Consider the following 13,747-nt stretch of genomic DNA (forward strand, 5'->3'; position numbering starts at 1 on the left):
CACCCGCCGCGCGGCCGGCCAGTGGTTTTCGGGGCTCGGGAGGGCAGATGCGCAGGACTGTGAGCTGGGCCGACGGCGCCGTCGTGATCATCGACCAGGTCGCGCTGCCCGGCGTGTACCGCACGCTGGAGCTGCGGACGGTCGACGAGCTCGTCGACGCGATCCGGCGGCTCGCCGTGCGGGGCGCTCCGGCCCTGGGCGCCGCGGGCGCGCTCGGTGTCGCACTGGCGGCGTTCGCGGGTGGCTCGGCGGACACGGTGCGGGCCGAAGCCGAACGCCTCGCCACCGCCCGCCCGACGGCCGTCAACCTCCGCTGGGGCGTCACCCGCGCGCTCGGCAAGCTCGGCGACGGCCCCGAAGCCGTGCTCGCCGAGGCCCTGGCCGTGCTCGACGAGGACGAACACCTCAACCGCACCGCGTCGGGCCACGCGGCGGAAGTCGTGCTGCGCGAGACCACCCGCCGCCCGCTACGGCTGCTCAGCCACTGCAACGCTGGCCACCTCGCCACCGTCGCGTGGGGCACCGCGCTCGGCGTCGTCTGGCACCTGCACGAGCGGGGCCTCGTCGAGTCCGTCCTGGTCGACGAGACCCGCCCCCTGCTGCAGGGCTCCCGCCTCACCGCGTGGGAGCTCGCCCAGGCCGGCGTCCCCTACCGCGTCCAGCCCGACGGTGCCGCCGCCCTCGCGATGTCCCGCGGCCTCGTCGACTGCGTCCTCGTGGGCGCCGACCGCATCGCCGCCAACGGCGACGTCGCCAACAAGATCGGCACCTACGGCCTCGCGATCGCCGCCGCCCACCACGGGGTGCCGTTCGTGGTCGTCGCCCCGGAATCCACTGTGGACTCCTCGATCGCCACGGGCGCGGACATCGAAATCGAAGAGCGCCGGCCTTCGGAGCTCACGGAGTTCGGCGGCGTCCGCATCGCTCCCGAGGGCGCCGAGGTCTTCAACCCGGCCTTCGACGTGACCCCGGCCGGGCTCGTCACGGCGGTGGTGACGGAAAACGGGGTCCGCCTCCCTCAGCCGACGTCGTAGACCCGGCTGTCGCGAAACGCCGCCCGGCCCGGCTACCCGACGAGCGACCGGTACAACTCCAGATGTGCCCGCCCGGCTGCCGCCCAGGTGTGGCGCTCAGCCAGAGCCACCCCCGCCGCGCGGTCTTCCGGCCCGGAATCCAGCGCGGCTTCGATCGCGGCCGCGAAGCCGCGCGGCGTGGTGGCGAACCGGGCCACGCCATCGAAAACCTCGCGCAGCACCGGGAGATCACGCGTCACCACCGGCACCCCCGCGGCCAGGGCTTCCATCGCCGCCAGGCCGAAGCCCTCCTTCGTCGAAGGGAACGCAAAAACAGCCGCCGAACGCACCAGCGACGGCAGCGAGTCGTGCGCAACCGGCCCCAGCACCACCGGGTCCACGCCCAGCGCGGCCGCCCGCTTGTCCCAGCGCTCGCGGTAGTCGCGGTAGTCGAAGAGCGTCTCGCCGCCCGCGATCACCAGGCGCACCGAAGGGTCGAGCAAGGCCACGGCCTCCAGCAGGTCCAAAGAACCCTTGCGTGGCTCGATCCCGCCGACCGCGAGCACGTACCGGCCGAACCGCGCCCGCCAATCCCCGTACGGTGCCGAAGAAAACCGCGCAGCCTCGACACCGTTGGGGATCACCGTGGCCTCGATCCCCCAGCCCGCGCGCACCTCCTCGGCGACCGACGCCGACACGCACACATGGGCGAACGGCCGCGTGATCGCCCGCTCGTGGCACGCGGCCAGCTCCGGTGTGGTGAACGTGTCGAGGTGGTGCACCGTCCGCACGCACCGGTCCACGGCGTTGGCCGAGATGCAGTCCTGCGCGTGCACGATGTCGTACTCGCCGCTGGGAAACGCCGCGCCCAAGACCTCGATCGAGCGCACGATCCGCGAACCCACCGACTCACCCGGCACGTCGGGGAACGGCACCACCACCGTCGTCACCCGCGGATCCACCGGCCGGAAGAAGCCGCTGTCACCACCACGACCGAGCGTCCACACGGTCACGTCCGCACCGAGCACGGCCAGGGCCTCCGCCAGCGCCAGCGTGTGCACCACGCCGCCGCGGGGTTTCGTCGAATAGCTCAGCAACGCGATGCGCAACGTCAGCCCTCCCGGTACGCGTAAGGTTTGCGTTCCCCGAGGTGGTGCAGCACGCGGCGGGCGTTCGCGACTTCGCCCGCCACGTCGACCTCGGCCACCGCGAGGCCCGCCTTCGACCAGGTGCGCGCGAGGATCTCACCGCCGGGGCCGACGACCTTGGCCTGGCCGAGGAACCGCATCCCGCCCATCGCACCGGTCTGGTTGGACGACACCAGTACCACCTGGTTCTCCGCGGCGCGCGCCTGGTCGTACAGGTCGAACAGCCGCGACTGGCGGTCCTGCGCCATCCGCGGCGCCCGGTCGGTGATGCTCGTCGGCCACGCCGAGAGGCACGCGACGATCTCCGCGCCGTCCACCGCGAGCGAGCGCGCCGATTCCGGGAACGTCTTGTCGTAGTCGATCAGCATCCCGACGCGCCCGACCGGGGTGTCGAACGCGGTGAACGAATCCCCGGCGTCGTACGCCACGCTCTCCCCCGGCGGCTGGTGCACCTTCCGGTGGTGGCCGAGCACGCCGTCGCCCGTCACGCACACGGCCGCGTTGTAGCGGCGCGCGCCGTCGGCCTCGCAGTAGCCCACGCACACGGTCATCTCGGCGGCCAGCGCCTGCACCGTTTTCAGCTCGGGGCAACCGGGTTCGAGCGCCGGTGGCAACGCGTCCGGGTCGGGGTGGCGCAGGTCGGCGAGGTAGCCGCCGAGCGCCGCGTCGGGCAGCACCAGCAGGTCCGCGCCGCTTTGGCGCGCGTGGTCGATCAACGTGGCGATGCGCCGCAGGTCGAACTCGAGGTCACGCCCGAAGTGGGCGGCCACCGCGGCGATCCGGAGCCGGCCCATTCACCCGCCCACGGCATACGCGGCGGGCCGGCGGTCGGCCAGGTGCGCCATCGCGCGGCGCGCGCCCGCCAACGCGGCGGCGACATCCAGCTCGGCGATCGCCAGGCCTTCGCCCACGCCCGTGTCGGCCAGCACCTCGCCCCCGGGGTCGACGATCTTCGCACTCGCCACGAACCGCAGGTCACCGAACGTCCCCGACTGGTTGGCCGAGACCCACACGATCTGGTTCTCCAGCGCACGGGCCCGGTCGAACAGGTCGAACCGGCGCTTCCACCGGTCCTCGGCGAGGTCCGCGCTCGGGTTGGTCCGGCTGCCCGGCCACGCCGACATGCACACCACCACCTGCGCGCCGTCGAGAGCCAGCGCCCGCGCCGATTCCGGAAACGCCTTGTCGTAACAGATCATCATGCCCAGCCGGCCCACCGGCGTGTCGAACGCGGCGAACCCGTCACCCGCGCCGTAGCTGGCGTCCTCCGACAACGGCTGGTGCACCTTCCGGTGGTGCCCCAGCACGCCGTCGCCGGTCACGCACACGGCCGAGTTGTAGCGCCGGTCACCGTCGCGCTCGCAGTACCCGGCCGTGACCACGAGGTCGCCCGCCAGCTCGGCCAGGCGGCGGATCTCCGGGCCCTCCGGGTCGAGCGCGGGCGGGCCCTCCGCGTCACCGTCGAGGTTCGCGAGGTACCCGCCGAGCGCCGCCTCGGGCAGCGCGAGCAGCCCGACACCCTCGGTCCTGGCCTCCGCGATCAGCTTCTCGATCCGCGCGAAGTCGCCCTCGACATCGCGGTCGAAGGGCGCCGCCACCGCGGCTATCCGCATCGTGCTCATGTTCTCTCCTCGGTCATGCTGCCTCCCCCAACCCCGTGACCCCGCCGTCCACGACGGTGGTCACCTCGCCGTCCGGCCACCGCAGCCGCACGCCGGATCCCGCCACAAGCTCGCCGCATCCGGCGGTCACGGCGGCACGGGCCGGAGCGGGCGCCCCGGCCGTGAGCATCGCGAAGCCCGGGAAGCAGGTGAACCAGTCGCCCACCGTCGTCCCGGCCGGGCGCGGCACCTTGGCGACGTCCAGCACCGCACCGCAGCCCGACGCCTCGGCGAGCATCCCGAGCGTGCCGGCCAGGCCCGCCATCGACACGTCCTTCGCCGCCGCGGGCCGCGCCCGGGCGACGGCGCCGAGCAGGTCACGCAGCTCGGGCGTGCGCCGTGAGCTCGTCGAATCCCATTGCCGCCCGGTGTATCCGGGCCGCCAGCGGCCATCGAGGTCGGCGGTCAGGTACACCGCCTGGCCGGGTTTCCCACCGCCGCCCGGCACCGGCTGGGCAGCGCGGCCCAGCGCGGTGACGGCCAGCGACGCCGGGACGCCGAACTGCGTGTGGCCGCCCAAGACCGGCACGCCGTACGCGGCGCTCGCCTTCCGGAGTCCGGAAAGGACTCTCGCGGCGAACGACGCGTCCCGGGCACCCAGCGCATCCAGCAGCGCAACGGGTTCCGCACCCATCGCCGCCAGGTCGTTCACGTTCACCAGCACCGAGCACCAGCCGGCCCACTCCGGGTCGCGCTCCACCATCGACGGCACGATCGCGTCGCACGCCGCGACGAGGTCGCTGTCCGGGATCGGCACGCCGTCGTCGCCGAAGAAGCCGGGGCTGCCGGTGAGCCCGGGCAGCAGTGTCCCCAGTGGACGTTTGGTGGCCTGCGCCAGTGCGGCCACGCGGCCGATGGGCCACCGCATCAGGACGTGCTCGACGCCCGCCACCGTGACCGGCCGGACGTGCTGCCAGCCCAAGCGCGTGAACATGCGCTCGTTCTGCACCTGCACGGTCGCCTCGAACCGCAGCGCGCCTTCCGTTTCGGCCCGGGCGCACGCGGCCCGCACGAGGGCGCGCCCGACACCGTGCGGGCTGCCCGGAGCGACGACCAGCCGGCCACCGGTCCACCAGCCGAAGTCCGGACCGTCGTGCGCCGGGCCGAGCCGGACGCCGCCGAGCACGGTGCCGGTGGCGTCGCGCGCCACGAGCACCAGCGTTCGCGGGTCGGTGTCGCGGTCGTCGACGTCGTGGCGCGCGAACAGGCCCTGGCGCTCCACGAACGTCTCGTGCCGCAGCGCCCGATAGGCCGTCAGTCCACTGTGGTCGGCCGGGTCGATCCGGAACTCGGGCGGGGCACCGGCGCCGCGGGAATCTCCGAGCAGCGCCAGGATGTCGTGGTCCACGTCAGCCTCCCGCCGCGCTGAGCACACTGCACGCTCCGCAAGCCGCGCAGCCCGCTCCCTGGTCGGCCCCGGTCATCCCCGCGGCCCGCAGCAGCTCGGCCACCCGCCGCGTCACGTCACGCACCAGCGCGGGCGAAGGGGCCACCGCACCGTCGCGCCGGGCGAGCGTGCCGAGCATCGGGCGCATCGGCACCACGAACGGGTACACGCCCCGGTCGATCAGCCGGCCGGCGCCCGCGACGAGCTCGTCCGGATCCTCGCCGAGGCCGATCAGCAGGTAGGTCGACACGCGGTTGGGACCGAACACGCGCACGGCCTCGTCCCAGGCCGCCTCGTACTCCGCCATGGGCACGCTCGACTTGCCGGGCATCCACCGGCGGCGCACGTCCTCGTCGAGCGACTCCACGTGGATGCCGATCGACGTCGCTCCGGCCTCGTGCAGCTCGGTCAGCACGGCGAGGTCGCCGGGCGGCTCGATCTGCACCTGGATCGGCAGGCCGGGCACGGCTTCGAGCACCGCGCGGACGCAGCGCACGAGGTGGCGCGCTCCGCGGTCCGGCCCGGCCGTGGTGCCGGTGGTCAGCACCATCTGCTTGATCCCGTCGAGCCGCACGGCCGCTTCCGCGACCTCGGCCAGCTGCGCCGCGGTCTTGGCCGCGACCGTCGAATCGGCGCGCAAGGACTCTTCGATGGTGCAGAACCGGCAGCGCTGGTCTTCGACGTAGCGGATGCACGTCTGCACGACCGTGCTCGCGAGCACGTCCTTCCCGTGCAGCAGCGCGATCTTGCGGTACGGCACTCCGTCCGCAGTGGACATGTCGTAGAACTTCGGGCGAGCCACTGGTTCGACCGTGAGGCCGAGGTCCAGCGAGCCGCGGAAGACGCGGCCTTCCCTGACTTGGTACGGGCTTTCGTCGTTCAGGGGCAGCGTGGCGTTGGCACCGTCGACGACCAGGTGCCCGTCGTCACTCGGCCCGGCGCCTTTGCTGCGCTGCACGGGTGCGTCCATCCGCACCCCGCGGACGGCCATGTCGGCGCGGGTGTCCAGAATATCCTCGGTAGTGGTGCCAACGCGCACGCCCGCCTCCTAGAACATGTACGTGGAGTTGATGATCGCGCCCTTGCGCGCGTAGTGGATCAACGCGTCCTGCACGTCGAGCGGGTGCGCCGGGATCACGCCTTCGATGAGGTCTTCCTCGCGAGCGCCGTGCAGCGAGAGGCCGAAGCGGCAGCAGTAGACCTTGCCGCCCTCGGCGATGAACGTCTTGAGCTGGTCGTTGATGTTCAGCTCACCGGGGAACGCGGCGTTGCCGGTGGTGGGGAACCCGCGCGTGGCCAGGCAGTTGAGCGAGCCCGGGCCGTAGAAGTAGATCGCGGTCTCGAAACCCTTGCGCAGCGCGCGGGTCGCCTGCAGGATCGCGACGAAGCTCACCGACGACTCGTGCGCGATGCCGTGCACGAGGGTGAAGTACGTCTCCCCGTTCTCCGCCTGGTAGTCGGGGAAGATCTTGGTGGCGCCGTAGAGGTTCGAACCCTGCGGCAGAGACGGGTGCGGAATCTCGTCGAGGCTGGTCTTCTCGAGGTCGGTCAGCTCGGCCATCGGTCATTTCCCTTTCTTCGGTCCGTACAGCACCTCGAACGTGCTCCGGAAAACGTGGTCGGCCAGCTCGCCGTCGCCGACCACCGCGGTCAGCTTCGCGAGCTCGCCTTCGTAGTCGCCCCACGGCTGGTCGGAGGCGAAGAGCACGCGGTCGTGCCCGATCCCCCGTCGGGAGATCTCCTCGGCGAGCCAGCGCGGGGTGAAGCCGATCGCCCAGGACAGGTCGGTGTAGACCTGCTTGCCGGCGGCGATCCAGTCGAAGAAGCGGCCGCCGGCGAGCTTGATGTGCCCGCTCATCCCGCCGCCGAAGTGCACGAGGTGCAGCTTCGCGTCGTCGGCGTACTCGTCGACGAGCTTGCCGACTTCGTCCACATCGGACGCGGCGCCGGGCGAGGTGTGCACGTGGACGACGAGGTCGTGCTCGCGGGCGGTGGCGAAGATCTTGTCGAGCTGGGGTTTGCAGGCCGGGTCGCTCGCGCGGCCCCCGAGGAGGAAGCTGAGCTTGAGAGCGCGGACGCCGGGCTCGCCGGCCAGCTTGAGTGCCTGGTCGGTTCTCGCGGCGTCTTCCGCTCGTGGCGACACCCACAGGGCCGCGGCGATTCGATCGTCCTTTTCGGACGCTTCTACGCAGATCTCGTTGAAGGAGAACGCGATTTCCGGGTCGGGCACGCCGTAGTTGGGGATCACGAGGGCACGTTCGGTGCCTTCACGGTCCAAATCGGACAGCAGCTCGTCGATCGTCGCCCGCGAGCCGATGGCCGGGGCGACCGGCGCGCCGCCGTAGAAGGGATACGCGGGCAGCACGCCGAGGTGACGGTGGGCGTCGGCGATCCAGCGCATCACGCGACCGTCCTCGGGGCGACCCAGTCGTCGGCCGGGGCGGTGTTGCGGGGCGTGCCGGAGATCCAGCGGACGTCGGCCGCGCGCTCGCCCGCGACGATGCGCCGCGCCAGGTACTCCGCGTCGGCGCCGACGCCGCAGAAGCGGCCGGAGCCCCAGGTGTGCTGCCACGGCAGGCCGAGGAAGAACAGTCCCGGGCAGCTCGTGACGCCGCGGCGGTGCGTCGGGTAGCCCTTGCCGTCGAACACCGGGACGTCGATCCAGCGGTGGTCCCGGCCGAAGCCGGTGCTCCAGACGACGGCGGAGATCCTGGTGACGTCCAGGGTCCGCGGCTCGTCGTCCGGCTGCCAGACGGGGGTGTAGCGGGGTTCGGCCGGTGCTTCGATGTTCGCCCGGGTGAGGTAGGCGTCGATCGAGTCCTTGATGCCTTCGGACACGGCGTCGGCCGCGTCGAGGTTGCGACGGAGATCGGGGGCGAAGCTCAGGGTGCCTTCGCGGACGTCGGTGAGGCGTCCGTAGAGCTGCATTCCCTCACGGGCGAAGGCGCGCAGGTCGATGTCGTGGCCGCCGTCGCGCCCGGTGACGTAGTGGTTGGCGCGGAACCGGACGGCATCGGCGTCGGCGAACTCGTCGATTCCCCTGGCGTAGTAACCCATGTCGTCGAGCCAGGCCACCACGTCGCGGCCCCGGTAGCGCCGCGCCACCCGCGGCGCCGACCCGACCGCGAGGTGCACGCGGCGGCCCGCGAGGTGCAGGTCCTCGGCGATCTGGCAGCCGGACTGGCCGGTGCCCACCACGAGCACCTCGCCGTCGGGCAGCTGCTCCGGGTTGCGGTACTCGGAACTGTGCAGCTGCACGGTGGTCGCCGGCAACCGCTCGGCCAGCCGCGGCTTCAGCGGCACCTGGTACGGGCCGGTCGCCACCACGACGTGGTCGGCCGTCAGCTCACCCTGCGTGGTGGCCACGCGGAACCCACCACCGGGCACCTTCGTCAGGCGGGTGGCCGCGACCCCTTCGACGATGGGCACGTCGAAGGATTTCTTGTAGTCTTCGAGGTAGGCGACGATGTCGTCGCGCACCATGAACCCGTCCGGATCATCACCCGGGTAGGGGAAACCGGGAAGCCGGCACTGCCAGTTGGGCGTCACCAGGCAGAAGCTGTCCCAGCGGCGTGAGCGCCACTCGTGCCCCGCGCTCTCGCGCTCGAGCACCACGTGCCCGACCCCGGCGGTCGCCAGGCAGTGGGACATCGAGAGCCCCGCCTGTCCGCCGCCGACCACGATCACCGGCCGGTGCAGGCCGTCGAGCTGGAAGTTCATGCCGCACAGTGCACCGCCGGGCGGAGTCCGAACCGTTTCATCCGGAACACCGCCGTGTTACATGCCCCGCGCAGAGTTACGGTTCGCACGACTGGGCGTTAACACGAATTCGGGTGAGGGTAAGAAAACCCCAGGCCACTGGATCACGAAGAACGGCAGGCACATCTCGATCAAGGGCAACGGCGAGGGCGTCGCCGTCGCTGTCGCCGGCCTGATGGTGTTCGGTGACGCTGCGGCCGCCGAGTCGCCGGGCGGGAACACCGCCGGCGACGTCGTGGGCCGGCTGCCGGGGCGTTCGATGAAGGCCCGAACCGAGTCCGGGCAGGAGAGCGCACGCGAGGGCGATGCCACGAACATGTGGAGCCGGCTGAAGTTCAAGGAGCTCAAGCGCAAGCTCGGACGTGGGGCCGACTGCTGGGCCGCCGCGTCGGGCCGGGTGCGAGAGTCCTCGGCCAAAACCCCGTGCGCGTCGCTGGACCGGATACTCCTGGCCGTCGGAGACGGTCATGGCGACGTGGCTGTCGTCTCGGTGGTACGTGCCGGGTTCAAGGCCCGGGCAGGAAAGCCCCGCCAGGCCGAGACGGTTCAGGGCAATGGGGACGTCCGCCCGCCGGAGGCCGCCGTGGCGCTCGGACCGCCGGTGTCCGCCGGACCGGCCTCAGCTACTCCGGCCGTCCAGACGGCACTGGCCCGAACGTTGCCGCACACCTACCGGTGAAGTAACGCGAAAAGGGCCCCTCCGCCGCAGCGGAAGGGCCCTGTTTCACCACCTCAAGGCCGCGGCCCCACAATCTCCGCGCCGTCGGTGATCGTGATGGCCATCGCCGGGCAGGAGTCGGCGGCGTCGAGGGCCGTTTCGTCCGGGGCGACGGTGTCGGACAGCGGGTGGGCGACCGGGCCGTCCAGGGCGAAGAGCTCGGGCATGAGCGAGGCGCACATGCCGGAGCCGATGCACGTGTGTTCGTCGACTTCCACTTTCCAGGTCATCGTCACCACCCGATCGGCATGGAGCGTGGTCCGCGGACCAGCATCTGGGTCTTCCACACGATATCGCCGGCGAGGTGGAGATCCGGCATTTCGCGCGTGAGAGCCTTCAGCGCCTCCTGCAGCTCCAGACGGGCGAGCGGCGCGCCGAGGCAGTGGTGCACGCCGTGGCCGAAGCCGAGGTGGTGGGTGTCCTCGCGGTCGAACACGAGGGTTTCCGCGTCGCCGAACTGGAGGCGGTCGCGGTTGGCCGCGCCGATCGCGACGAGGACCGGTTCGCCCTCGCGGACGAGCACGTCGCCGACCTGCACGTCTTCGGTGGCGTAGCGCGCGAAGCCGGCGCCGGCGCCCAGAGGGACGAAGCGCAGCAGCTCCTCGACGGCCGCGTTGATCAGCGACGGGTCGTCGACGAGCTTCTTCCACTGACCCGGCTGGTCGAGCAGCGCGTAGACGAAGTTGGGGATCTGGCTCGCGGTGGTCTCGTGGCCGGCGATCAGGATCCCGACGCACAGGTCGACCAGCTCCAGCTCCGTGAGCCGGTCGCGCACGTCGCGCGCCTCGATCAGCGCCGTCATCAGGTCGTCCTGCGGCTGGTCGCGGTGCTGCGCGATCAGGCCCGCCATGTACGCGCGCAGCTCCTCGCGGTTGCGCTCGAACTCCTCGGCGGTCAGGCCGCTCGTGGTCAGCGCGGCGTCGCTCCACACGCGGAACTTCGGGCGGTCCTCGGTCGGCACGCCGAGCAGCTCGCAGATCACCGCGACGGGGATCGGCAGCGCGTACAGGTCGACCAGGTCGGCGGGCTGCCCGGCCGCCTTCATGTCCTCGATCAGCCCGGTCGCCAGCTCCTCGACGCGCGGCCGCAGCAGCTCCACGCGCCGGACGGTGAACGCCTTCGCGACGAGCGTGCGCAGCCGCGTGTGGTCCGGCGGGTCCATGGTGAGGATGCCGCCCGAACGCCGGTGCGCGGCCATCCGCGGCTCGTCCTTCTGTTCCGACATCGCGCGCGAGAACCGCCGGTCGCCCAGCACGAACCGCGCGTCGGCGAACCGCGTGGCGAGCCAGGCCGGCTCACCGTGCGGCATCTGCACGCGGATCATGCCCTCCGCGTCGCGGGCGGCGGCATACGCCGCGTTGAGCGCGAGCCCCGCCTCTTCGTTGAACGGGTACGCAAGCGGCTCCGACTGCGTGGTGGTCATGCGGGGAACTCCCAATCTGACGGAAAGTCCGGTTTGTAAGCACCTGCTTACAAGCACCGTACAGAGTTGGCTCCGACTTGTCAGCCATTGCACAGCGGAAGATCAACAATACTTTCCGTGACCACCGGCGGGCGCGCTCGAGCCCGTCGGAAGTGCGTGGCGAGTTACCGCGGGCCGTCCCCGCGGGTGTGGCCGCCGGTGAAGTTCCCCGTCTCGGGGTCGAGGTGCCCGTGCAGCACCTGTTCGTGCACGCCCGGCGGGATGGCCGGCGGCTCGGGCGCGGTGCCGGTCCACTCCCCCAGGTCACCGCCGCCGGCGACGACCTCGTCGAGGAACTCCCGCACGGGCAGCGAGGACGGCGGGAGGAACGCCGGCAACCCGTTGCGCGGCACGGCGATGACGCTCGGGATGCACGCCTTGTCGAAGTCCCCGTCCTCGAGGAAAGCGACGCTGTTGAACGGCACGATCCACGCCAGCTCGTGCTCCGACACGAACTCCTCTTCCACGACGAGCCGCCCGACCACGGGGTGGATCAGCTCCGGGCCGACCTGGTCGGCGATGAACCGCGTCGCGATCGCCACGGCGTCTTGTTTCTGCATGTGCTCCGCCTGTCCGAATCAGCCGTTGAAGTGCTGGTCTGCCCGCAGCCAGTCCTGGTAGACGTCGTCGACGTTGCTGCCCGCGGCCGGGGGCACCGGGTTCGGCGCGGGTGGCGTCGCCGCGGCCGGCGGGGGCGTCCACCCGGGCGGCGGGCCCTGCGCGCCGTGCACCGGCGGGTCGTAGCGGAAGTACTGCAGGTTGCGCGGGTCGGTGTCCAGCTTGCCGAGCTTGCCCGACTGCCCGTCGAGGAAAACGACACCCTTGTCCGTGTTGATCACGTTCATCACGTGGGAGCTGCGGTCGTCGCGGTGGACGATGACGTAGCCCTTGCTGCCGGGGTGCTCGCTCGCCTTGTCGATGACCTGGTCCCAGGTGTCCAGGTCATCCGGGCGCCCGGCGTTCGGGTTCTTCTGCCGCAACGGGTGGTTCGGCCCGACCGCCGTGCCGATCTGCTGGTCTTCGGGCAGCTTCGGCGCGGGTTTGACCTTGCCGCCGAGCATCTCGTCGACGGACGTGATGGCCAGCGTGCAGTTCTTCCCGTCCTTGGTCGGGTTCAGCTTGTTGAGGTTCGGGTAGTACTTGCTGGCGAAATTGCCCGCGCCGAGGGTGTCTGCGTTGATCGACGGCTTCGTCGTGCCACCCGGGCCGGCCGCGGCCTTGACCTTGTTGCCGGGGACGAACACGCCACCGACCTTGTTGAAGAACGAGCTGGTCGTGTCGCCGAGGCCGTGCACCGGGGAGTCGACCGGGTCGGGGCTGCGGGGCGGCGGGGATTTCGGCGTACCGCCGCCGGTGCCGGAGGTGTGGGTGGTGTCGCTCGGCTTCGGGGTGCCGCCGCCCGCGCTCGACTTGGCCGTGCCGCCGCCTCCGCCCGACTTCGACGGCGGGGGCGTGAAGTCCGAGCCCGAGCCGGTGTAGCCCGAGCCACTCGGCGTGTCGTCGCCCGCCTTCGCCGCGGGTGGTGGGGTGTAGTCCTTCGGCGAGCCTTCGTAGCCGGACGCCTTGGTCGTGTCGTCCGCACCCGGCTTGCCCGGGGGTGGCGTGTAGTCCTTCGGCGTGCCCTCGTAACCGCCACCCTGGGGAGCGCCGCCACCGTCACCGGCGGTCTTGACCGGCGGGGCCGTCGGGGTGCCGCTGAGGTCCTTGGTCTTCGGCGGCGGGGCGACCTTGCCGCCCTTGAGTCCTTTCAGCGCCTTGCCCGCGTCTTCGAACAGCGTCCCGGCCTTCTTCAGCAGCGGGACCAGGGCCTTGAGCGCTTTGACCAGCTTCGTGACGAGGCCCGTGATCTGCGACGCCGTTTTCGCGACGGCGCTCACGACCTGCGGGACCACCCACGCGAGGCCGATGCCGAGCGTGAACACCACCTGCAACGCCCAGCTGATCAGGTGCCCGACGAGCTCGGAGATGATGTCGCGCACGAGCGTCCGGACGGCCGCGACCACTTCACCCGCGGTCTTGACCCCGGACGAGGCGCCCTCGGTGCCCTTCTGCGCGGACTGCAGCAGCGTGCCGATGTCCTGCGCGCGCTGCCGGTAGGCGTCCGACGCGGAGCCCGACCACGACTGCAGGTCGGCGTTCACGGCGTCGGTCAGGTCCGAGGCGACGCTGCCGAGCTCCTGGGCGACGTTCGCCCAGGTCTCGGACTGCGCCTTGATCTGGTCGGCGTTGCCGGTGAGGCCGTTGAGCGCGTCCTTGAGCGGGCCGACGTGCTCCATGAGCCACGACACACCCGCGGCGAGGATCGCGCCGAACGGGTCCATCGCCACCGACAACGCGTCGAGCGCGGTCCCCACCGCCCCCATCGCGACCGACGCCCAGTCGCCCGACTCGATGGCCGTCGAGAGATCGTTCGCGGTCTCCAGCAGGGAAATCCCCGAATACGCCTTGGTCGAATCCACAGTCGGCGCGATCAGCGGATTGCTCATGCGGTGTCTCCTCGTGCCCTGAACTCGATCTCATCCCATCACGGCCGCGTGGGCGCCGGTGGTTCACCACCCTGATGTGTCACCGCGCACAAACCCACCCGAACGAGTGCACG

14 protein-coding genes and 1 pseudogene are annotated in these 13,747 nt (G+C 71.5%); 2 read left to right on the plus strand and 13 right to left on the minus strand.

The window, feature by feature from the left end; translation table 11 throughout:
• Nucleotides 1-47 precede the first annotated feature (47 nt).
• Nucleotides 48-1,034, plus strand: coding sequence for an S-methyl-5-thioribose-1-phosphate isomerase (gene mtnA, locus AB0K15_RS28580; protein WP_364056923.1), 987 nt, complete (start codon nucleotides 48-50; stop codon nucleotides 1,032-1,034).
• 32 nt (nucleotides 1,035-1,066) lie between these two features.
• Here mtnA and AB0K15_RS28585 read toward each other — a convergent pair whose 3' ends face one another.
• Genes AB0K15_RS28585 through AB0K15_RS28620 form a run of 8 tightly spaced genes read right to left on the minus strand, consistent with a single transcriptional unit; the run spans nucleotide 1,067 to nucleotide 8,929 of the window.
• Nucleotides 1,067-2,122: an MSMEG_0565 family glycosyltransferase gene (locus tag AB0K15_RS28585; protein WP_364056926.1), complete on the minus strand. Its 1,056-nt coding sequence runs from the start codon at nucleotides 2,120-2,122 to the stop codon at nucleotides 1,067-1,069.
• 2 nt (nucleotides 2,123-2,124) lie between these two features.
• On the minus strand, nucleotides 2,125-2,955 hold the full coding sequence (locus AB0K15_RS28590) for a carbon-nitrogen hydrolase family protein (RefSeq protein ID WP_364056928.1): 831 nt from the start codon (nucleotides 2,953-2,955) through the stop codon (nucleotides 2,125-2,127).
• The gene (locus tag AB0K15_RS28595) at nucleotides 2,956-3,783 is read right to left on the minus strand and encodes a carbon-nitrogen hydrolase family protein (protein ID WP_364056931.1); all 828 of its coding nucleotides are present in this window, start codon (nucleotides 3,781-3,783) and stop codon (nucleotides 2,956-2,958) included.
• Between the two features lie 13 nt (nucleotides 3,784-3,796).
• A complete protein-coding gene (locus tag AB0K15_RS28600) occupies nucleotides 3,797-5,170 on the minus strand; it encodes an MSMEG_0567/sll0787 family protein (protein ID WP_364056934.1) in 1,374 nt (457 codons plus the stop codon).
• 1 nt (nucleotide 5,171) lies between these two features.
• Nucleotides 5,172-6,248 carry an MSMEG_0568 family radical SAM protein gene (locus tag AB0K15_RS28605; protein ID WP_364056937.1) on the minus strand — a complete coding sequence of 359 codons (1,077 nt, stop codon included), beginning with the start codon at nucleotides 6,246-6,248 and terminating at the stop codon, nucleotides 5,172-5,174.
• 9 nt (nucleotides 6,249-6,257) lie between these two features.
• Nucleotides 6,258-6,770, minus strand: a complete 513-nt coding sequence (locus AB0K15_RS28610; protein ID WP_220243137.1) for an MSMEG_0572/Sll0783 family nitrogen starvation response protein — start codon at nucleotides 6,768-6,770, stop codon at nucleotides 6,258-6,260.
• Nucleotides 6,771-6,773: 3 nt separating this feature from the next.
• Nucleotides 6,774-7,610 carry an amidohydrolase family protein gene (locus tag AB0K15_RS28615; RefSeq protein WP_364056941.1) on the minus strand — a complete coding sequence of 279 codons (837 nt, stop codon included), beginning with the start codon at nucleotides 7,608-7,610 and terminating at the stop codon, nucleotides 6,774-6,776.
• A complete protein-coding gene (locus AB0K15_RS28620; RefSeq protein ID WP_364056944.1) occupies nucleotides 7,610-8,929 on the minus strand; it encodes an MSMEG_0569 family flavin-dependent oxidoreductase in 1,320 nt (439 codons plus the stop codon). The genes AB0K15_RS28615 and AB0K15_RS28620 overlap by 1 nt, the downstream gene beginning before the upstream one ends.
• Here AB0K15_RS28620 and AB0K15_RS28625 point away from each other — a divergent pair.
• A complete protein-coding gene (locus AB0K15_RS28625) occupies nucleotides 8,928-9,647 on the plus strand; it encodes a hypothetical protein (protein ID WP_364056947.1) in 720 nt (239 codons plus the stop codon). The genes AB0K15_RS28620 and AB0K15_RS28625 overlap by 2 nt on opposite strands.
• Nucleotides 9,648-9,700: 53 nt before the next feature.
• Here AB0K15_RS28625 and AB0K15_RS28630 read toward each other — a convergent pair whose 3' ends face one another.
• The 5 genes and pseudogenes from AB0K15_RS28630 to AB0K15_RS28650 all read right to left on the minus strand — a co-directional run.
• The gene (locus AB0K15_RS28630) at nucleotides 9,701-9,916 is read right to left on the minus strand and encodes a ferredoxin (protein WP_364056950.1); all 216 of its coding nucleotides are present in this window, start codon (nucleotides 9,914-9,916) and stop codon (nucleotides 9,701-9,703) included.
• Nucleotides 9,917-9,918: 2 nt separating this feature from the next.
• Entirely contained in the window at nucleotides 9,919-11,109 is a 1,191-nt protein-coding gene (locus AB0K15_RS28635; RefSeq protein ID WP_364056953.1) for a cytochrome P450, read from the minus strand.
• A 164-nt stretch (nucleotides 11,110-11,273) separates the two neighbouring features.
• The gene (locus AB0K15_RS28640; protein WP_364056956.1) at nucleotides 11,274-11,708 is read right to left on the minus strand and encodes a YrhB domain-containing protein; all 435 of its coding nucleotides are present in this window, start codon (nucleotides 11,706-11,708) and stop codon (nucleotides 11,274-11,276) included.
• Nucleotides 11,709-11,726: 18 nt separating this feature from the next.
• Entirely contained in the window at nucleotides 11,727-12,443 is a 717-nt protein-coding gene (locus AB0K15_RS28645; protein ID WP_364057134.1) for a toxin glutamine deamidase domain-containing protein, read from the minus strand.
• A 189-nt stretch (nucleotides 12,444-12,632) separates the two neighbouring features.
• Nucleotides 12,633-13,634, minus strand: a pseudogene (locus tag AB0K15_RS28650) (hypothetical protein); the annotation flags it as partial.
• Nucleotides 13,635-13,747 lie beyond the last annotated feature (113 nt).

It is taken from the genome of Amycolatopsis sp. NPDC049253, assembly GCF_040678995.1.
GTDB lineage: Bacteria > Actinomycetota > Actinomycetes > Mycobacteriales > Pseudonocardiaceae > Amycolatopsis.